The sequence below is a fragment of the Streptomyces caeni genome (genome assembly GCF_042678285.1).
In the GTDB taxonomy this organism is placed as follows: Bacteria; Actinomycetota; Actinomycetes; order Streptomycetales; family Streptomycetaceae; genus Streptomyces; species Streptomyces caeni.
Genome location: NZ_JBHUDX010000023.1, coordinates 30,598 through 49,659, shown reverse-complemented (window position 1 = coordinate 49,659; position 19,062 = coordinate 30,598). Strand labels below are relative to the sequence as shown.

General features: G+C 72.7%; 17 protein-coding genes and 1 pseudogene. 7 read left to right on the top strand and 11 right to left on the bottom strand.

Annotated features, from left to right (window positions below):
* Nucleotides 1–576: 576 nt before the first annotated feature.
* From ACFSL4_RS09770 to ACFSL4_RS09750, 5 genes are all read right to left on the bottom strand, one after another.
* Nucleotides 577–1,209: a cytochrome b/b6 domain-containing protein gene (locus ACFSL4_RS09770; RefSeq protein WP_381080651.1), complete on the bottom strand. Its 633-nt coding sequence runs from the start codon at nucleotides 1,207–1,209 to the stop codon at nucleotides 577–579.
* Nucleotides 1,193–1,966, bottom strand: a complete 774-nt coding sequence (locus ACFSL4_RS09765; RefSeq protein ID WP_381080649.1) for a molybdopterin-dependent oxidoreductase — start codon at nucleotides 1,964–1,966, stop codon at nucleotides 1,193–1,195. Before ACFSL4_RS09765 ends, ACFSL4_RS09770 begins: the two co-directional genes overlap by 17 nt.
* A gap of 214 nt (nucleotides 1,967–2,180) precedes the next feature.
* Nucleotides 2,181–3,731: an APC family permease gene (locus tag ACFSL4_RS09760; RefSeq protein ID WP_381080647.1), complete on the bottom strand. Its 1,551-nt coding sequence runs from the start codon at nucleotides 3,729–3,731 to the stop codon at nucleotides 2,181–2,183.
* Between the two features lie 61 nt (nucleotides 3,732–3,792).
* Entirely contained in the window at nucleotides 3,793–4,746 is a 954-nt protein-coding gene (locus ACFSL4_RS09755; RefSeq protein WP_381080645.1) for a hypothetical protein, read from the bottom strand.
* A gap of 177 nt (nucleotides 4,747–4,923) precedes the next feature.
* Nucleotides 4,924–6,579, bottom strand: coding sequence for an FAD-binding dehydrogenase (locus ACFSL4_RS09750; protein ID WP_381080643.1), 1,656 nt, complete (start codon nucleotides 6,577–6,579; stop codon nucleotides 4,924–4,926).
* A gap of 305 nt (nucleotides 6,580–6,884) precedes the next feature.
* Here ACFSL4_RS09750 and ACFSL4_RS09745 point away from each other — a divergent pair, with 305 nt between their 5' ends.
* The 5 genes from ACFSL4_RS09745 (at nucleotide 6,885) to ACFSL4_RS09725 (ending at nucleotide 11,138) form a co-directional block, all read left to right on the top strand.
* Complete coding sequence (locus ACFSL4_RS09745; RefSeq protein ID WP_381080641.1) at nucleotides 6,885–7,778, top strand: DMT family transporter; 894 nt, start codon at nucleotides 6,885–6,887, stop codon at nucleotides 7,776–7,778.
* A gap of 48 nt (nucleotides 7,779–7,826) precedes the next feature.
* A complete protein-coding gene (locus ACFSL4_RS09740; protein ID WP_381080639.1) occupies nucleotides 7,827–8,348 on the top strand; it encodes an NUDIX hydrolase in 522 nt (173 codons plus the stop codon).
* Between the two features lie 126 nt (nucleotides 8,349–8,474).
* Complete coding sequence (locus ACFSL4_RS09735) at nucleotides 8,475–8,771, top strand: hypothetical protein (protein WP_381080637.1); 297 nt, start codon at nucleotides 8,475–8,477, stop codon at nucleotides 8,769–8,771.
* A 124-nt stretch (nucleotides 8,772–8,895) separates the two neighbouring features.
* Entirely contained in the window at nucleotides 8,896–9,918 is a 1,023-nt protein-coding gene (locus ACFSL4_RS09730; RefSeq protein ID WP_381080687.1) for a phosphotransferase family protein, read from the top strand.
* 5 nt (nucleotides 9,919–9,923) lie between these two features.
* Entirely contained in the window at nucleotides 9,924–11,138 is a 1,215-nt protein-coding gene (locus tag ACFSL4_RS09725; RefSeq protein WP_381080635.1) for an acyl-CoA dehydrogenase family protein, read from the top strand.
* Nucleotides 11,139–11,199: 61 nt separating this feature from the next.
* On the opposite strand, the gene ACFSL4_RS09720 is transcribed toward ACFSL4_RS09725, so the two are convergent.
* From ACFSL4_RS09720 to ACFSL4_RS09695, 6 genes are all read right to left on the bottom strand, one after another.
* A complete protein-coding gene (locus ACFSL4_RS09720; RefSeq protein WP_381080633.1) occupies nucleotides 11,200–12,435 on the bottom strand; it encodes a cytochrome P450 in 1,236 nt (411 codons plus the stop codon).
* Nucleotides 12,436–12,496: 61 nt separating this feature from the next.
* Nucleotides 12,497–13,891: an NAD(P)/FAD-dependent oxidoreductase gene (locus ACFSL4_RS09715; RefSeq protein ID WP_381080631.1), complete on the bottom strand. Its 1,395-nt coding sequence runs from the start codon at nucleotides 13,889–13,891 to the stop codon at nucleotides 12,497–12,499.
* Nucleotides 13,881–14,126 (bottom strand): ferredoxin, encoded by a 246-nt coding sequence (locus tag ACFSL4_RS09710; protein ID WP_381080629.1) that lies wholly within the window; start codon nucleotides 14,124–14,126, stop codon nucleotides 13,881–13,883. Before ACFSL4_RS09710 ends, ACFSL4_RS09715 begins: the two co-directional genes overlap by 11 nt.
* Before the next feature lie 64 nt (nucleotides 14,127–14,190).
* Nucleotides 14,191–14,784: a TetR/AcrR family transcriptional regulator gene (locus ACFSL4_RS09705; RefSeq protein WP_381080627.1), complete on the bottom strand. Its 594-nt coding sequence runs from the start codon at nucleotides 14,782–14,784 to the stop codon at nucleotides 14,191–14,193.
* 26 nt (nucleotides 14,785–14,810) lie between these two features.
* Nucleotides 14,811–16,469 carry a class I adenylate-forming enzyme family protein gene (locus ACFSL4_RS09700; protein ID WP_381080625.1) on the bottom strand — a complete coding sequence of 553 codons (1,659 nt, stop codon included), beginning with the start codon at nucleotides 16,467–16,469 and terminating at the stop codon, nucleotides 14,811–14,813.
* Entirely contained in the window at nucleotides 16,466–17,230 is a 765-nt protein-coding gene (locus ACFSL4_RS09695) for an SDR family oxidoreductase (RefSeq protein WP_381080623.1), read from the bottom strand. Before ACFSL4_RS09695 ends, ACFSL4_RS09700 begins: the two co-directional genes overlap by 4 nt.
* Before the next feature lie 228 nt (nucleotides 17,231–17,458).
* On the opposite strand from ACFSL4_RS09695, the gene ACFSL4_RS09690 reads away from it, so the two are divergent.
* On the top strand, nucleotides 17,459–18,694 hold the full coding sequence (locus ACFSL4_RS09690; protein ID WP_381080621.1) for an exo-beta-N-acetylmuramidase NamZ family protein: 1,236 nt from the start codon (nucleotides 17,459–17,461) through the stop codon (nucleotides 18,692–18,694).
* Nucleotides 18,646–19,062 (top strand): annotated as a pseudogene (locus ACFSL4_RS09685) (serine-threonine protein kinase); the annotation flags it as partial. The gene ACFSL4_RS09690 and the pseudogene ACFSL4_RS09685, both read left to right, overlap by 49 nt.

Below are 19,062 nucleotides of genomic sequence, written 5' to 3'. Positions count from 1 at the left end.
CGTGCTCTCGGCGTGCCGGACGAAAGCCCTCGTACTGGACGTACTCGGGGTTTCGCCCGGTGCGGCGAGTGGGGGTGCCCCCTGCTCGAAGAGCCTGGGGGAGCGTCCCGGGCGCCGTGGGTGCTGTGCGGGACTTTCGAAACACCCCCTAGAGGCACCCGATCACAGCGGGCACCCCACCCGGCGAGCCGAGGATGCCGCGGGGGCGCTCAGGTCGCCGATCGCCGCCGTGATCCGCGTGCTCCCTCACGTGTCCGCCCAGGCGTTCCGGGCACCTGCCCACCGGGCCGACGTTCCCGTCGTCGGCGCACGGTCTCCGGGACGGCGGGCGTTCGAGCCCGGCGGACAGCCGGACCCGGATCCGCCGCACGACCCGGACGCCGGAGCGCCGACGGAGGCCGGGCGGGCCGCCGGCCGGGGCGTCGCGGACGGCCACGACGCGCAGGGACCGGCCCCGCGTTGTCCCTGCCGTGGCCACCGGGGCCTGTGCCGAGTTCCCCGCCGTCCGCGCACAGCGCGGACGCAGCGGCGTGCGTGCCGGACGCCGGAGCGCAGGCGGGGAACTCGGAACAGGCCCTAAGGACGCCACAGCGGGTGCTCCCGCTGCGCCCACGACCGGCTGACCAGCCCGGTCCGCAGCCCCCTCCGTGCCTCCGGGTCGCCGAGGGCCATGCCGATGTGGCCGGCGACGACCACGCCGATCGTCAGGGCGAGCCAGTCGTGGACGAACGTCGCGGACGTGCGCCACACCAGGGGCGTGAGACGGGTGAACCACATCAGCAGCCCCGTGCCGAGCATCACCAGGGTGGCGCCCGCGATCCAGGCCGCGTACGTCTTCTGGCCCGCGTTGAACTTGCCGGCGGGCCGGGACGCACGGCGGTGGTCGCGGCGCAGGGCCGCACGCAGCCACAGCCGGTCGTGCGGCCCCCAGCGGTTGAGATGCCCGAGATCCGCGCGGAAGGCTCGGGAGACCAGGCCCGACAGCACCGGCAGGGGCAGCAGCAGCCCCGCCCACTCGTGGATGCGGACCACCAGTTCGCGGCGCCCCACCAGCTCCGCGAGGGCGGGGATGTAGAGGCAGGCCGCGGTGGCCACGCACACGCCCATGAGCGCGGCCGTCGCACGGTGGACCCAGCGCTCGGCGCGGGTGAAGCGCCGCACCCGGGCCGGGGCGGAGACGGGGTGGGGGGCGTCAACTCGTGGGGGCATCGTCCCGCCCGTTCGACCGGCCGACCCACGCGTCGACGTCGTAGCCGCGTTCCTCCCAGTAGCCGGGGCGGACGTCCCGGGTGACGGTGATGCCGGAGAGCCACTTCGCGGACTTGTAGAAGTACATGGGGGCGACATAGAGGCGCACCGGGCCGCCGTGGTCGTGGCTCACCGGCTTGTCCCGCATCGTCAGCGCGACCAGCACGTCGGCGCGGCGCGCCTGGTCGAGGGTGAGGCTCTCGGTGTACGCCCCGTCGAAGCAGGTGAAGCGCACGGCGCCGGCGGAGGGCCGGACGCCCGCGGCGTCCAGCAGCGTCGCGAGCCGTACACCCTGGAACGGGGTCTTCGCCACCCGCCAGCCCGTGACGCACTGCACGTCGTGCACGAGCCGGGTCTGGGGCAGGGCTCGCAGGTCGGCGAGGGTGTACGTGGCCGGGTGGTCGACCAGGCCGTCCACGGTGAGGCGGTAGTCCCCCTCGCCCCGGTGCGGGACGGACGCCGTCACGGAGTAGTAGCGGAAGCCGCCGCCGTTGGGCAGCAGACCGGTCAGCCCGGTGGGGTCCTTGCCGGACACGCTGCCCAGGAAGGACTCCAGGCCGCGCTGGAGCGTGGGCGCGGCCACGACGCCGAGTGCGCCGAGTCCGAGGGTGCCCAGCAGCACCCGGCGGCCGATCGGGGTGCCGCCCACCGCCGGGCCGGGCGTCTCCCGGTCCGCGGGGCCCGGTGCATCCCGCTCTTCGGGTCGTTCAGCGTTCACCCCACGATTCGAGCACCTGTCACCCCTCCGGGGCCAGGGGCGACGGGTGCCCGTCAGAATTCCGTAACCACTTCTCACCCGGTTCCCGGGCAGGGTGTGGTGCGCCCCGCCCGGGAACCGGGTGGAGGCGTGGTGCGCCCGCCGCGCCACGGGGAGGGGCGGGAACCGTGCCCGGCGGGCCGCGCCGGGGTCACCGGGCCGCCGCCGCGCCGGCCTACGCCTCCGGCTCGGCGGCCTTGTCCAGCCGGAACGCCTCGTTGCCCAGGCCGATGCGGGCGTGCGCCTCGGGTCTGCGGGAGCGCAGCACCAGCCCCTGGACCAGACCGAGCACGAGGGCCGCCCCGATGACCGCCGGGAGCACCCGGCCGAGCGCTGAGTCCGGGCCCGTACCGACCAGGATGTCGAAGTCCTTGACCGTGTAGCCGACGATCACGAGGAGCGCCAGACCGGACGCCGCGGAGGTGGCGAGCCGCCATGCCTGTGCACGGGCGGAGCCGCGGCGGGCGAAGAAGACGATCACCGAGGCGGAGGCGGCCACCATCAGCACCGTGACGCCGAGCGCGCCGACACTGCCGAACCAGGTGAACAGGTGCAGCACGGGCGCGGTCGGGTCGCCGTCCGGCTTGTCGTCGGCGACCGCGAAGGCGATCACGACCGCGGCGGACACCACGCTCTGCAGCAGGGAGCCCGTGCCGGGGGCCCCGCCGGCGCCGGTCGTGCGCCCGAAGGCGGCGGGCAGCAGGCCCTCGCGGCCCATGGCGAACGCGTACCGGGCGACGACGTTGTGGAAGCTGAGCATCGCCGCGAACATGCCGGTGACGAACAGCACGTGCAGCACATCGGTGAAGGTGTGGCCGAGCAGGGACTCCGTCAGCCAGAACAGCAGGCCCGCGCTCTGTTCGCGGGCGGCCGGGACGATCCCGGAGGGGCCGGCGGCGACCGTCAGCGCCCAGCAGGTGATCGCGAAGAAGACGGCCACGAAGCCGACCGCGAGGAACATCACCCGCGGCACCAGCAGATGCGGGCGGCTGGTCTCCTCGGCGTAGACGGGGGCCTGTTCGAAGCCCAGGAAGGCCGCCACGCAGAAGCAGAGCGCGGTGCCGACGCCGGCACCGGTGAGGGTGCCGGGGTCGAAGGCGTGCAGCGACAGGCCCTCCGCGGCCGGGTTCGCGACGGCCGCGATGTCGAAGAGGACGACGAGGGCCACCTCGATCAGCAGCAGCACGCCCAGCACACGCGCGTTGACGTCGATCTTCAGCCGGCCGAGCACGCCGACGGCGAGGACGGCGGCCAGCGCCGGGATCCACCAGGCGACCTGGGCGTCCAGGTAGGTGGCGAACAGGCCGGAGACCTCGAAGCCGAAGATGCCGTAGATGGCGAACTGCAGCGCGCTGTAGGCGACGAGGGCGACCGCGGCGGCGGCCGCGCCGCAGGTGCCGCCCAGGCCGCGGGAGATGTAGGCGTAGAACGCGCCCGCGTTGTGGACATGGCGGCTCATCTCCGCGTAGCCGAAGGAGAAGAGGCCGAGCACCAGGCCGAGGACGACGAAGAGCAGGGGCTGTCCCACGACACCCATCACCCCGAATGTGGTGGGCATGACACCCGCGACCACCATGAGGGGGGCGGTCGCGGCCAGCACGGACAGCAGCAGTCCCGCCGTGCCGAGCCGGCCGGCGCGCAGGGCGCGCTCCTGCCCCTTGAAGGTGCTGATGGTGCCGCCGCCGTCGGCGGCCGGTCCACTCGTGCTGGCACTGCCGGTCGTCATCGCGCGATGGTCCTTTCGGGGTCTCTTGCGGGGGACTGGGGATCTCCGCGGCCGGCGACCGTCACATCATGCCCAGCGCGTGCTCGCGCGCGGCGTGGAAGGCCCGGTACGGATCGCGGTCCGGGTACGACCACGGCGCCGGGGTCGCGTACGGGCCGATGCGGTGGAACAGGGCGGCGGCCTCGGCGCCCCGGCCCTCGCAGTACTTGGCGTGGGCGAGGAAGTTGAGGTCGACGTGGCGGCGCGGGTGGTCGTCGCGCTCCCATTCCAGCCACCAGTCGAACGCGGTCTTCATCACCTGACGGGCCCGCCGCCCCACCCAGTGGCCGGAGGCGACGGGGTCGGCGGGTTCGCTGCCCGCGGCGGCCAGCACACGGTAGCGCTCGGCGTGCGCGACGACTGGAAGGATGGCGAGCGGCGAGTCCGCGGGAGCCCGCTCGGCGGCCCAGGCGGCGAAGTCGTAGACCTCGTGCAGCGGGTCCTGCCCCAGGTCGGCGCGGCGCTCGGCGAGCCGGGCGACCACCAGGTGGTGGGCGTGATGATGGTCCGGGTAGCGGGCGCGGACCTCGTCGAAGAGGTGGACCACCTCCTCCTCGGTGCCGAGCGACCGTTCGAGGATCAGCAGTCCGAGCCAGGGCGTCGGGTCCTGGGGGGCGAGCCCGGCCGCGGCCCGGCACACCTCACGGGCCGTGTCCGCGCGCTCCTTGCCCCGCAGCGCGCGGTGGACGGTGGCATGGGCGACGAGGACGGATGCGCAGGGCGACTCGGGTTCGGCGAGCTGCCAGTCGCGCGCCCAGGCGAGGGCGGTGGGCTCCTGGGCGAGAACGGTGACGCGGTGCCCACGGCGGTCCCAGTCGTCACGGGTCGCGGCGAGCAGGGCGCGGACGATGGCCCATCGTCCCCGGGCCAGCGAGGCGCGGGCGGCGACGAGTTCGGCGTCGTCGAGCGCGGCGTCGAAGGCGTGGGCCGCGCGCTTGCGGCCACGGCCGAACGCCGCTGGGGGTGGGGGTGGCACCGCGGGACAGTCCTTACAGAACGCGGCTCGTCAGGGAGCGGTCACGCACAGCAAACCCTCCGCCGACGGCGCGCGTCAAGGGCCGACCCGTTGGGCTACACGTGTCAAGTGACCATCGCCGCTGAGGCGTTGAACACGCGTCGGCTCGATGCACCGCTGGTGCCCGCCGAGTGGCGCCTAGCCGACCGCCTTCGCCGCCGCCCGTCCCGCCGTGCGCCCCGAGAACAGGCAGCCACCGAGGAACGTGCCCTCCAGGGAGCGGTAGCCGTGCACCCCGCCGCCGCCGAACCCCGCCGCCTCTCCGGCCGCGTAGACACCTGGGAGCGGATCGCCGCCCTCGCTGAGCACCCGCGAGGAGAGGTCGGTCTCCAGGCCGCCCAGCGTCTTGCGGGTGAGGATGCTGAGGCGTACGGCGATCAGCGGGCCCGCCTTGGGATCGAGGATGCGGTGCGGGGCGGCCGTGCGGATCAGCCGGTCGCCGAGGAACCTGCGGGCGCCGCGGATCGCCGTCACCTGGAGGTCCTTGGTGAAGGGATTGAGGATCTCCCGGTCGCGCGCGACGATCTCGCGGCGCAGTGCGGCCTCGTCGATGAGCGGCTCCTTGGTGAGCGCGTTCATGCCGCGCACCAGGGCCCCCAGGTCCTTCTCGACGACGAAGTCGACGCCGTGGTCCATGAACGCCTTGACCGGACCGGGCACGTCCGCGCGGGCCCGCCCGATCACGTCCCTGACCGACTTCCCGGTGAGGTCGGGGTTCTGCTCGGAGCCCGAGAGCGCGAACTCCTTGCCGATGATCTTCCGGTCGAGCACGAACCACGTGTGGTCGTACCCGGTCCGCATGATGTGCTCCAGGGTGCCGAGGGTGTCGAAGCCGGGGAACAGCGGCACCGGCAGCCGCCGGCCGCGGGCGTCGAGCCAGAGCGAGGAGGGCCCGGGCAGGACACGGATGCCGTGGTTGTCCCAGACGGGGTTCCAGTTGCGCAGGCCCTCGGTGTAGTGCCACATACGGTCGCGGTTGATCAGCCGGGCGCCCGCCTCCTCGGTGATGCCCAGCATCTCGCCGTCGACGTGTGCGGGCACCCCGGAGACCATCCGCTCCGGTGGGCTGCCGAGGCGCTCGGGCCAGTTCGCACGGACCAGGTCGTGGTTGCCGCCGATGCCGCCCGTGGTGACGATCACCGCCTGGGCCCTGAGCTCGAAGGCGCCGGTGACCGTGCGGCTGCTGGCCCTGCCCCGCTCCGCGTCCGAGGGCTCAAGGATCTCGCCGGTGACCGTGTCGACGGCGCCCGCGCTGCGAGACAGCCCCGTGACGCGGTGGCGGAACCTCAGCTCGACGAGGCCGCGGGCGGCCCCCGCCCGCACCCGCCGCACGAACGGCTCGATCAGACCGGGACCGGTCCCCCAGGTGATGTGGAAGCGGGGGACGGAGTTGCCGTGCCCGGTGGCGCCGTAGCCGCCGCGCTCGGCCCAGCCGACCACCGGGAAGAAGCGCACGCCCTGACCGTGCAGCCAGGCGCGCTTCTCACCGGCCGCGAAGTCGACGTACGCCTTGGCCCACCTGCGCGGCCAGTGGTCCTCGGGGCGGTCGAACGCGGCCGTGCCCATCCAGTCCTGGAGGGCGAGCGCATGGCTGTCCCGGATCCGCAGCCGGCGCTGTTCGGGAGAATCCACGAAGAAGAGGCCGCCGAAGGACCAGAACGCCTGGCCTCCCATCGACTGCTCCGGCTCCTGGTCGAGGAGGATCACCTTCCGGCCGGCGTCCACCAGCTCCGCGACCGCCGTCAGTCCGGCGAGGCCCGCCCCGATCACGATGACATCAGCGTCGTAGGCCATGCGCCCGTCCTCTCGCCGTGACCGGCAGTCGGTACCCCGTCCATGTTGTTACTGACGGGTCAGATCCTTCGGCAGGAAGAGTGACCGCGTCAACCGGCTGTTTCCGGGTACTCGTGGCAGCGGTCGCCACGTCCGCCCCCGTTCCGGGGCGGCTGCGCGGCCACCCGGCACGAACGGCCCGGGGTGTCACCCGGGCAGCCGGGAGCCTGCCGCTAGGCGGCGACCACGGGCGGGTCACCGTGCGGAGCGCTACAGTCGGCGTGATACGCATCCCGTGGCCCCGCTGAATCATTGAGGTACGCAGCGTGTCGGTACTGGTTCTGGCCCTCGCCGTGAGCGCGGCCGTCTGTCTGGGCACCGGGTTCGTGCTGCAGCAGAACGCCGCCCAGCAGGCGCCGCTGAGCGACTTCCTCTCCCCCAGGCTGCTGCTGGACCTGATGAGGATGCCCCGCTGGCTCGCCGGCATCGGTCTGATGGTCGCGGGCATGGTCCTCAGCGCGGGCGCGCTGGCCAACGGCGAGATCTCCGTGGTCGAGCCGCTGGTCGCCACGAACCTGCTGTTCGCCCTGGCACTGTCCCGCTGGCAGACCAGGCAGCCCCTGGGCCGTCAGGGCTGGGCTGGGCTCGCGCTGCTCGCCGGCGGCGTCACCGCGTTCCTGCTCGCGGGCCAGCCCGAGGGCGGCAACGCCATCACGAACCCCCTGCGGCACTGGCTGATCATCGGTGTGGTGGTCGGCCTCGCGCTGCTGCTGACGGCGTGTGCGAAGAAGTCCCGACTGATCATCGGGCCGGTGCTGCTGGGTCTGGCGGCGGGGCTCCTGTACGGCGTGCAGGACGCGCTCACCCGGGTCAGCGGGCAGCGGTTCGCCCAGGGCGGCTGGGCGGAGCTCATCACCGCCTGGCAGCCGTACGGCGTAGTGGTGCTCGGGGTGGCGGGACTGATCCTGGTGCAGAGCGCGTTCGAGACGGCGCCGCTGCGGATGTCCCTGCCGGCCCTGACCGCGGCCCAGCCGCTGGCCGGGATCCTGTGCGGGGTGGGCTTCCTCGGCGACCGGCTGCGCACCGACGCGGGTGCGCTGGCCTGGCAGGCGGCCGGCCTTGCGGCGATCGTCGCCGGCATCGTGCTGCTGGGGATGCATCCCGCCATGCCGCGGGGCACGGGGGCCCCGCAACGGCAGAAGGATCTCCAGCCGGGCTGACCGGCACCGCCGCCCGCGGTCTTGGGGCGGGGCTGGTTGGATGGGCGCATGAGCGCCGCTGACGAACTCCTCGACATCGTGGACGAGAACGACAGGGTCATCGGGCAGTCGCCGCGCGGCGAGGCCTACGCGCGCGGATTGCGCCACCGGTGTGTGTTCATCCAGGCGCGGGACGCCGAAGGCCGGATCTTCGTCCACCGCCGCACGCCCACCAAAATGGTCTTCCCCTCCCTGTACGACATGTTCGTCGGCGGGGTCGTCGGGGCGGGCGAGACGTACGACGACGCCGCCCTGCGGGAGGCCGAGGAGGAACTCGGCGTCAGCGGGCTGCCCCGGCCCGAGCCGCTCTTCAAGTTCCTGTACGACGACGGGGCGGGCCGGACCTGGTGGTCCTCCGTCTACCGGGTCCGCTGCGAGCTGCCCGTCAGCCCCCAGGCCGAGGAGGTCGCCTGGCACGGTTTCCTGCCCGAGGACGAGGTGGAACGCCGTCTGTCCGACTGGACCTGGGTGCCGGACGGACTCGCGGCGTACGAGCGGCTGAGAGCGCACCACCGCCGCGTCACGGGCTGACGGGCGCCGGGTCGCCGGGCGCACTCGGCGTACACGGACGGCACACACACCCGAGAAGCCGGAAAGGCACCATTTCGTCCCGTTAGCCTGGGCCACCACCGCACCACATCTCCGAAGGTGAGCGCCATGAGCACCCTCCACCGGGAACACACCGCGCACGAGCACGACCACGGGCCGGCCTGCGGGCACGACGCGGTGCCGCACGGGGACCACGTCGACTACGCGCACGACGGGCATCTGCACCGCGAACACGGCGGCCACTGGGACGAGTGCGAGCCCAGCGGACACATCACGCACGAGGGCCACGACCACCGGCACGGCGAGGGCTGCGGCCACCGGCGGGTCCGGCACGGGGACCACGTCGACTATCTGCACGACGGGCACCGGCACGCCGAGCACGAGGGCCACTGGGACGATCACTGACGCCGGTCCGGTCGGCGCCACGGGGACACCGTGGCGCCGATCACGTTCGCTCCACCCACTGGACGACATACCGACCGGTCGGCATCATGGTGCCCGTCACGTTTCCACGCATGCAGGAGCCATGATGAGCCCAGATCACCCGCCAGGTCTCGATCTCGACCGGTTGCGCGGCCTGCTCGACACCGAGCGGCCCGGCCTGGTGACCGGCCCCCTCACCGGCCGGCTGATCGAGGGCGGTCGGTCGAACCTCACGTACGCCGTGTCGGACGGCACCACCCAGTGGGTCGTCCGGCGTCCGCCGCTCGGGCATGTGCTGGCCACCGCGCACGACATGAAGCGCGAGCACCGGGTGATCAGCGCACTGTACCCAACGGCCGTCCCGGTGCCGCGCCCGGTGCTCCTGTGCGAGGACGAGTCGGCCCTGGGCGCGCCCTTCTACGTCATGGACTTCGTCGAGGGCACCCCCTACCGCACCGCCGAGCAGCTGGCCCCGCTCGGCCCGCAGCGCACACGGGACGCGGTCCTCGGCCTGGTCGACACGCTGGTCGAGCTGCACGCGGTGGACCCCGGCTCGGTCGGTCTGGAGGACTTCGGCCGTCCGGAGGGCTTCCTGGACCGTCAGCTGCGCCGCTGGGGCAAGCAGCTGGACGCCTCCCGCAACCGCGAGCTGCCCGGCATCGACGAGCTGCACTCGGCTCTCGGCCGGGAACTGCCCACCTCGCCCGCGGCCACCGTGATCCACGGCGACTACCGCCTGGACAACGTGCTGCTCGGCGAGGACGACCGCATCGCCGCCGTCCTGGACTGGGAGATGTCCACGCTCGGCGACCCGCTCACCGACGTGGGTCTGCTGGTGATGTACAGCGTGCCGCTCCACCTGCCGAACTCCCCCATCTCCACGACCGCCTCGGCCGCCGGGCACCCGGACCCGGCCGAACTGGTCGAGCGGTACGCCGCGCGTTCCGGGCGCGACGTCGCCGCCGTCTCCTGGTACACGGCGTTCGCCTGGTTCAAGCTCGCCGTGATCCTCGAGGGCATCCACTACCGCTACACGCTCGGCCAGACGGTCGGCACGGGCTTCGACCGCATCGGCGAGCTGGTGCCCCTGTTCGTCGAGCACGGCCTGACCACCCTTCAGGAAGGCTGACCGCCATGCATTTCGCGTTCGACGCGCGCACCGAGGAACTGCGCGCCAAGCTGCTCGCCTTCATGGACGAGTACGTCTACCCGGCCGAGTCGGTCGCCCACGAACAGCGTGCGCGCCTCGCCTCGCCGTGGGACACGCCCGCGATCGTCGAGGAGCTGAAGGCCGAGGCCCGCCGGCAGGGCCTGTGGAACCTCTTCCTGCCGGACGCCGAGTACGGCGCCGGACTCACCAACCTCCAGTACGCCCCGCTCGCCGAGATCACCGGCCGCTCGCCGCAGCTCGCGCCGACCGCGCTGAACTGCGCGGCACCGGACACGGGCAACATGGAGGTGCTCGCGCAGTTCGGCGACGAGCGGCAGAAGAAGCAGTGGCTGGAGCCGCTGCTGGCGGGCGAGATCCGCTCGGCGTTCGCGATGACCGAACCCGAGGTGGCTTCCTCGGACGCCACCAACATCGCCACGCGCATCGAGCGGGACGGCGACGAGTACGTCGTCACCGGCCGCAAGTGGTACGCCTCCGGGGCGATGAACCCGGACTGCAAGATCTTCATCGTGATGGGCAAGACCGACCCGGACGGTCCCGACGTCCACCGCCAGCAGTCCATGGTGCTGGTCCCGCGCGACACCCCCGGCGTCGAGGTCGCCCGCGCCATGCAGGTGTACGGCTACGAGGACCACTACCACGGCGGCCACGCCGAGGTCGTCTTCGACCACGCGCGTGTGCCGGTGTCGAACCTGATCGGCGAGGAGGGCGGCGGCTTCGCCATCGCCCAGGCCCGTCTCGGTCCCGGGCGCATCCACCACTGCATGCGGCTGATCGGCATGGCCGAGCGGGCGATCGAGCTGATGTGCCGGCGGGCGGTCTCGCGTACGGCGTTCGGCAGGCCGCTGGCCCAGCAGGGCGTCGTCCACGGCTGGATCGCCGACGCGCGCGTGGCCGTCGAGCAGCTGCGGCTGCTGGTCCTGAAGACCGCGTGGATGATGGACACGGTCGGCAACAAGGGCGCCCACACCGAGATCCAGGCCATCAAGATCGCCACCCCCCGCACGGTCGTCGACATCATCGACAAGGCCGTCCAGCTGCACGGCGCGGGCGGTGTCAGCCAGGACTTCCCGCTGGCCGAACTCTGGGCCGCGGCCCGGACGCTGAAGATAGCGGACGGCCCGGACGAGGTGCACCAGCGGTCGCTGGCGCGGCGGGAACTGAGGAAGTACCTGTGAGCGCGGGGCCGGTACGGGCGTCTTCCGGCGCGCGTACCGGCCCTCCTCGCCCGCTCACGCCTCAGGGGCGCACCCCGTCGAGGCCGATGTTCAGATGGCGTGGGCCGCGCAGGACCGCGTTGCGCCGGTAGGGCGGCGGGTCCTCGACCAGACGGGGGTCGTCGAGCCGGCGGGCCAGTTCGGACAGCGCGATCTGTGTCTCCAGCCGGGCCAGCGGCGCGCCGAAACAGCTGTGGATGCCACTGCCGAAGCCGAGGTGCTGGATGTCCTTGCGGTCCGGGTCGAACCGGTCGGGGTCCTCGAAGCGCTCCGGGTCCCTGTTGCCCGCGGCCAGGACGAGCCAGATCCTCGACCCCCGCGGAATGGTCACCCCGCGCACCTCGATGTCCGCGATGCAGGTGCGCTGCGGCAGGAGCTGCACCGGCGGCTCGTAGCGCAGCAGTTCCTCCACGAGGTTGGCGGCCAGGCCCGGCTCGTCGCGCAGCCGGTGCAGGACCTCCGGGTGACGCAGCAGCGTGAGCATGCCGTTGGTGATCAGGTTGACCGTGGTCTCGTGGCCCGCGATCAGCAGCAGCACCGCGGTGCTGAGCACCTCCGTCGTCGTCATGGGGCCGTCGGGGCCGTGACCGGCCACCAGCTCGGACAGCATGTCGGCGCCGGGTTCCCTGCGGCGCTCCTCGACCAGGCCGGCCAGGTACATGCCCAGCTGCATCCGTGTCTCCTGCACGGAGCGCAGGCGGTCGGCCTCGCCCCCGCCCGTTTCCGGGTCCAGGCTGGCGACGAGCGGGTCGATCCAGGAGCGGAAGCGTGGCTCGTCCTCGCGTGGCACCCCGAGCAGACGGCAGATGACGGTCACCGGGAACGGGTACGCGAACCGGTCGACCAGGTCGACCTGCCGTGCGTCCCGCAGTCCGTCGATCAGGCCGGAGACGATCTCGCGGAGTTCGCCGCTCATGGCATCGATCCGGCGGGGGCTGTGCGGCGGGCCGAAGGGGCGGTTGGCCATGCGCCGCAGCCGGTCGTGCTCCGGAGGGTCCAGCCGGATGAAGCTCGGCGGCAGCCCGGTCTCCTCCGGCCCGCCCGGTTCGTCGGCGCCCGCGGCGGCGAGGTTGGCGGCGTCGGAGCTGATCCGCGGATCGTGCAGCAGGCCGCGGATGTCCCAGTAGGAGCCGACGAGGTAGGGACCGCCCTCCTCCTCGTGCAGCACCGGGGTCCTGCGGAGTTCCTCGTAGAGGGGGTACGGGTCGGCGCGGTTCGCGTAGTCGGTGATCCGGCGCAGGAGCGAGGTGTGCGTCATGGGGGTCCTCGGGGCGTGAGGGTCCGTCGGGGGTGGGGGCGTGGTGCGGGGTCGCCGACGGTCAGGGGCGGCCCGGGGTGAAGACCAGCCGCTGGTCCGCCGGTGAGTAACCGCTGAGTGTCACCGTCGGGCCGTGCGTCGGCAGGGCCGGGTCCGGGAAGTCGGCAGGGACCGGCCGGTGCCCCTCGGGCCGGCGGTCCACGGTGGGGAAGTCCAGGGGGAAGGGTGCGCCGGTCTCGATCAGCCGCTGGTAGAACTGCAGCCATCGTGTGCCGTCGAAGCTCACGGCGGCGATGACACGGTCCTGGTACCCGTACACGCCGACGAACCGGCGCTCGGCGAGCGACCCCTGCGCGATCATGATCTGCTCGCCCAGGGCCGGGACGCCGACCGACTTGATGTTCACCCCGAACTGCGCCGACCAGAAGGCGGGCACCCACATGTGCGGGCGCCGCTCGGCACCGGGGCTGATCATGTTGTGCGCGGCGACCTCGGCCTGGGCGACGGCGTTGCCCCAGTGTTCGAGGGACAGGAACTGGTAGCCGAACAGCGGGTGCGGGGACCGCGCGACATCACCGGCGACATAGATGTCGTCCGTGACGATGCCGCGGACGTCGAAGGCCCGGCAGCCCGCGTCGCAGGCGATGCCCCGGGGGCCCGCGCCGAGCCCGGACCCGGCCAGCCATGCGGTGTTGCGCAGCGCGCCCAGCGCGACGACCACGACGTCCGTCTCGACGGCGGCGCCGTCGGACAGATGGGCGGCGCGCACCCGGCCCGCCGTGTCGCCCTCCAGGGCGGTGACCATGATCCCGGTGCGCAGGTCCACACCGTGCTCGCGCTGCAGTTCCGCGGCCACCGCACCGACCGCCCCGCCGAGGGCACCGGCCAGGGGCGCGTCCGCGCGTTCCGCGACGGTGACCTCGATGCCCTGGTCCCGGCAGGCGGAGGCGATCTCCGAACCGGTGAAGCCGGCGCCGATGACGAAGACGCGGTGCGGTCCGGCCTTCAGCCGTCGGTGCAGACCGGCCGCGTCGTCGCGGGTCCGCAGCACGAAGACCCCGTCCAGCCGGGCCTCGGTCTCCTTCGGCCACGGCCTGGCGTGGACCCCGGTCGCGATCAGCAGCCGGTCGTACTCCACCTCGTCCCCGTCGGCCAGCCGCACCCGGCGGGCGGCCATGTCGAGACCGGTCGCCGCGACACCGAGGCGCCACGTCGCGTCGATCTCCCGGCGCCGGGGCAGCTCGGTGTGGAACGGGGACGCCCTGCCCAGCAGGACCGCCTTGGACAACGGCGGCCGGTCGTACGGTTCGTACGGCTCGTCGCCGATCATGGTGAGCGAACCGGCGAAGCCCTCGGCCCGCAGCGTCTCGGCGGCCCGCAGACCCGCCAGCGAGGCACCCACGATCACGATCCGGCCCTCGCGTCTGAGCCGTTCCAGGAACGCGTCAGCCGCCACGGGACGTCCCCCGTCCTGCCCCGGCGGACGGGTCACCGGGATCGTCCAGCCCTTCGGCCGTGATCGCCTGCACCGGGCAGGCCGCGACCGCGCGGGCCAGCCTCTCCCGCGGCTCCTCCCCCGGGTGCGGGTCGTAGACGAGCGACTCCTCGCCGTACAGCGCGAAGACGTCCGGCGCGAGAAACGCGCACTGCGCGTATCCCTGGCATCGGTTGAGATCGACGACAAGCCTCATCGGGCCAGCATCGTCGACCGGCGGGGGCCGCGCGCGCCGGAGCGCGCCGAAGGAGTGATCCGCCCTACGGCCGCAGCGCCCGCAGCAGCAGGTCCGCGAGGTGGTCGGCGACCTCCTGGGGGCTGAGCGGCCCCCCCGGGCGGTACCAGGTCGACAGGTGGTGCACGGAGCCGAAGTGGTAGTCGACGACCAGGTCGGCGGGCGTCGCCGTGGAGAACACGCCGGCCTTCTGGCCCTCCTCGATCAGGGCGCGGAACCGCTCGTGGTAGCGGCGCCGCTCCGCGCGCACCTGCTTGTTCTTCTCGGGGCTGAGGTGGTGCATGGACCGGAAGAAGATCATCGCGTCGTCGAGGTTCTCGATCGTGGTGACGACGACGTCGGCGGCGGCGGCCCGCAGTCGCTTCTCCACCGGCTCGTCGGCGCCCGCGAAGGCATCGAGGCGCTCCTGCTGGACGCGCAGCACACGCGCGTACACCTCGTGCAGCAGATCGTCCTTGGAGCCGAAGTAGTGGTACAGCGCCCCCTTGGTGACGCCGGCGGCCTCGACGATCTCCTGCACGGACGTACGGTCGTAGCCCTTCTCCGCAAAGAGCCGGGTGGCGGCGGCCAGCAGCCGCTGCGGAACAGGCGTACCGTTCCCGTCCGTCGTTCTGGGCACTGCCGCCACCTGCCTTTCCATGATGTCTACCGGCTCGTCCGCGCCTGGGAACGCAGTTCCCGACGGAGGATCTTCCCACTCGCCGTCTTCGGCAGGTCGGGCAGTATCTCCACCTGCCGCGGGTATTTGTAGGCGGCCAGTCTCTCCCTGCAGTACGCGGCGAGCGCATCCGGGTCGGCTTCGGTGCCCGGCCGCAGGCTGATGTAGGCCTTGACGGTCTCCCCGCGGTACCCGTCCGGCACTCCCACGACGGCCGCCTCGCGCACCGCCGGATGGGTGTAGAGGACGTCCTCGACCTCGCGCGGCCACACCTTGAAGCCGGACGCGTTGATCATGTCCTTCTTCCGGTCGACGACGTAGAGCCAGCCCTGTGGATCCATGAACCCTATGTCACCGGTGCGCAGTTCGCCGTCGGGGAACGTCTCGGCGGTGGCCTCCGGGCGCCGCCAGTAGCCGGGCACCACCTGCGGGCCCCGTACGACGATCTCGCCCTGCTCGCCGAACGGTACCTCCTGGCCCCGCTCGTCGACGATGCGGACGACCGTGTCCGGTCCGGGCAGGCCCACGGCCAGGGTCCCGGAGGCCGGGTCCACGGGGGCCTCGTGGCCGGGTGGCACGGAGGCGCAGGGGGCGGTGCACTCGGTGAGGCCGTAGCCGTTGCGGATGTACGGCCCGAAGCCGGCCCGGAACTTCTCCACCAGGGCCGGCGGCAACGGGGCGCCGCCGGAGGAGATGACGTGGAAGGAGGTGAAGTGGCCGGGGGTGACGGAGGGGTGGGCGGCGAGCGCCATGAAGGCGGTCGACGGGCCCACGGTGTAGTGGGGCCGGTGCTCGGCCAGCGCGTCGAGCACGACGCCCGCCTCGAAGCGGTAGGCGAGCACGAGCGTGCCCGCGCTGTTCAGGCAGGCCGCCAGTTCGACGACCATGCCGGTGATGTGGAACAGGGGTGCCAGCGCGAAGTAGACGGGCACGTCCGGCAGACCGAGCCCCGTCCGCTGCCGCTCGGCGTTGTACATGATGTTGCCGTGCGTGTTGGTGGCGCCCTTGGGGGTGCCGCTGGTGCCCGAGGTGTAGCTGATCAGAGCGATGTCGGACGGACCGGGCTCACGGCCCTCGGGGGCCTTGCCGCCCTGCCGGGCGACGGTCACGAGGTCGTCCGCGTCGGGGGCCTGCGGAAGGCGTTCGAAGTCCAGCACACGGGGGTCGTCACGGGTCTGCAGATCCCGTTCGCAGGTGGTCAGCACGATACGGACGGGGGAGTCGGCGGCCGTCTCGCGCAGATACGCCTCCCAGGCGCGGTCGGAGCACACCAGGGCGCTCACCTCCGCGTCCCGGAGCACATGGGTGACCTCGCCCGCCTTGTACATCGGGTTGACGGGGACGACGCTCGCGCCGGCCTTCCAGGCGCCGAGCAGGGCGAGCACGAACTGCGGGGAGTTCTGCAGCAGGATCGCGACCCGGTCGCCGCGCTCCAGGCCGCGGGCGGCGAGGTGCCCGGCGACGGAGTCGGTCAGGGCGTCCAGCGCGGCGTAGGTGATCCGGCCGTCGAAGTAGGTGAGGGCGGTGCGGTCCGCAGGGGCCGCGCGCAGGGCGTGCACCAGGGAGTCCGGGGGGCTGACCGGGGCGCGCTGGGCGTCGTTCAGCAGGGCGAGCCAGGGCCGTGCGGCGTAGCGGGACGCGCTCACTGGGTGGCCTCCCACTTCCGCTGGATGTGGTTCATGCTGGTCAGCCAGCGATCCGGCGCACTGGCGCGCGCCTGGTAGTACGCGGCGACCTCGGGGTGCGGGAGGATCAGGAACCGGTCCTCCTCGATGCCCTTGAAGAGCGCGTCCGCCACGTCCCCGGGCTCGATGGCGGTCGGCGCGAGCACCAGGTCGCCGGCGCTGCCGGAGGCGGTCAGCATGTCGGTGCGCACACCCTGGGGGCAGATCGCGTGGACCTTGACCCCGCGGTGACGGTATGTCAGCGAGAGCCACTCGGCGAAGGCGTACGCCCCGTGCTTGGTGACGCTGTACGGGGCGGCGCCGATCATGGTGAGCAGTCCGGCCGCCGAGACCGTGGAGACGAACCGGCCCGCGCCGCGCTCCAGCCAGCCCGGCAGGAGGGCGCGGGCCGCGCGGACGTGCGCCATGACGTTCACGTCCCAGGCCGCCGCCCACACCTCCTCGTCGGCGGCCTCGGTGCCCCCGGAGCCGAGGCCCGCGTTGGCACAGTAGACGTCGACCGTGCCGCCGAGGGCGTCCCGCGCCTCGGTCACGATGGCGGAGGCGTCGCCCGGGAGCGCGATGCCGCCGATCTCGTCGGCCACGGCCTTCGCCTTGCCCGCGTCCAGGTCGTTGACGACGACCCGGGCCCCCTCGGCGGCGAAACGGCGGGCCAGGGCGGCTCCGATACCACCTCCCGCCCCGGTGACGACCACTCCCGCATCCTGCACGGCTTCCACCATCGGTCTCCTTCGACGCGAAGCGAATCGGCTCTGCTGCAGTCGCTCCACTGCAGTCGGCTCTGCTGCGAGCGCCAGACTAACCAGTCGGTATGTCCTCGGGGAAGGGGTGGCCGGGGGTGTTGTACCGCTGCGGTGCGCGCGCCGGTGTTCAGAGCCGGTGTTCCTGACTAGCGTTCATGGCCATGACAGTTGCGCCATGACAGTTGCGTCGATCACGGAGGTCACCGCATGAGGCTGTCCAGACGAGGGCTGCTCGCCACGACCGCGGCGGCCGTGCCGCTCCCCGCGCCCGCCGCGTCCACCCGGGGCCGCGGCGGACGGCTGCGCACCGGCTTCGAACGCCTGGCGGCGGACGGCTACGCGCCGCTGGAGGGCCGGCGGGTCGGCATCGTCACCAACTCCACCGGGGTGACCCGGGACCTGCGGCACATCGTCGACGTCATGCACGCCGACGCGCGGGTGGACCTGGTCGCCGTCTTCGGACCCGAGCACGGCTTCCGCGGCACCGCTCAGGCCGGCGGTTCCGAGGGGCGCTACGACGACCCGGCGACCGGACTGCCCGTCTACGACACGTACCTGAAGAGCGGCCGGGGCCTCGCGGACGTCTTCACGGCGTCCGGTGTGGACACCGTCGTCTTCGACATCCAGGACGTGGGCGCCCGCTTCTACACCTACATCTGGACCCTGTACGACTGCATGGAGGCGGCACAGCTCGCGGGAAAGCGGTTCATGGTCCTGGACCGGCCGAACCCCGTGACCGGCCGGTGCGCCCTGGGCCCGGTGCTGCACAAGGAGTTCGCGACCTTCGTGGGACGCCAGCCCGTCTCCCAGGCGCACGGCATGACGGTGGCGGAGCTGGCACGGCTGTTCAACGGCGAGTTCCTGAGCACGCCGGTGCCGCTGGAGACCGTTGTGATGACAGGCTGGCGGCGCACGGACTTCTACGACGCCTCCGGGCTGCCCTGGGTGCCGCCGAGCCCGAACATGCCGACGCCCGACACCGCGCTCGTCTACTCGGGCACATGCCTCTTCGAGGGCACGAACCTCTCCGAGGGGCGCGGCACCACCCGCCCCTTCGAACTGCTCGGCGCGGAGGGGATCGACGGCCGGTGGGCAGCCGAGGCGGAGCGGCTGGGCCTGCCGGGGGTGCACTTCAGGGAGGCGTACTTCGCGCCCGCCTTCTCCAAGTTCCAGGGGAAGACCGTGGGGGGCGTGCAGATCCATGTGCACGACCGGGCGGCGTACGACCCCGTGCGCACCGGGATCGCGCTCCTCGTGACCGCCAGGAAGGTCTGGAGCGGCTTCGCATGGCGCTCCGACGACTGGATCGACAAGCTCACCGGCTCCACGCGGGTGCGCATGATGATCGACGCGGACGCGACGGCCGACGAGGTGGTGGCCGCCTGGCAGGACGAGCTGGCGGCTTTCCGGCGGATGCGCGAGGAGTACCTCATGTACGGATGAGCCGTGACGTACGGCCAACCCTGGTGTGCCGCTGGTCGCGCTTCGACTCGGCGCTGGCCACGTTCTATCCGCTGGCGTCACGGATGGCCGGGGACGCTCGGTCGGTGGCCGGATGCGTCACCGGGCTCGCTGAGGGACTCGACGTCGGCCGCTTCCTGGGGCCGAAGTGGGGAGCGTTGGGGCACGACGGGGTGCAGGCGGTGGACGGCACCGAGGAGGTCGCGCTCGCCGACGTGCTGCGGGGCGCGCTGCCGGCGTCGGGCTGTGTGAACGTCGACGCGTCCGCGGTGGTGCGCCGCGGCGGGCCCCCGGCCGGCGCGCACAGCGACATCGTGCACCGGGAGCTGGCACAGGTGGTGCCGGCGGCG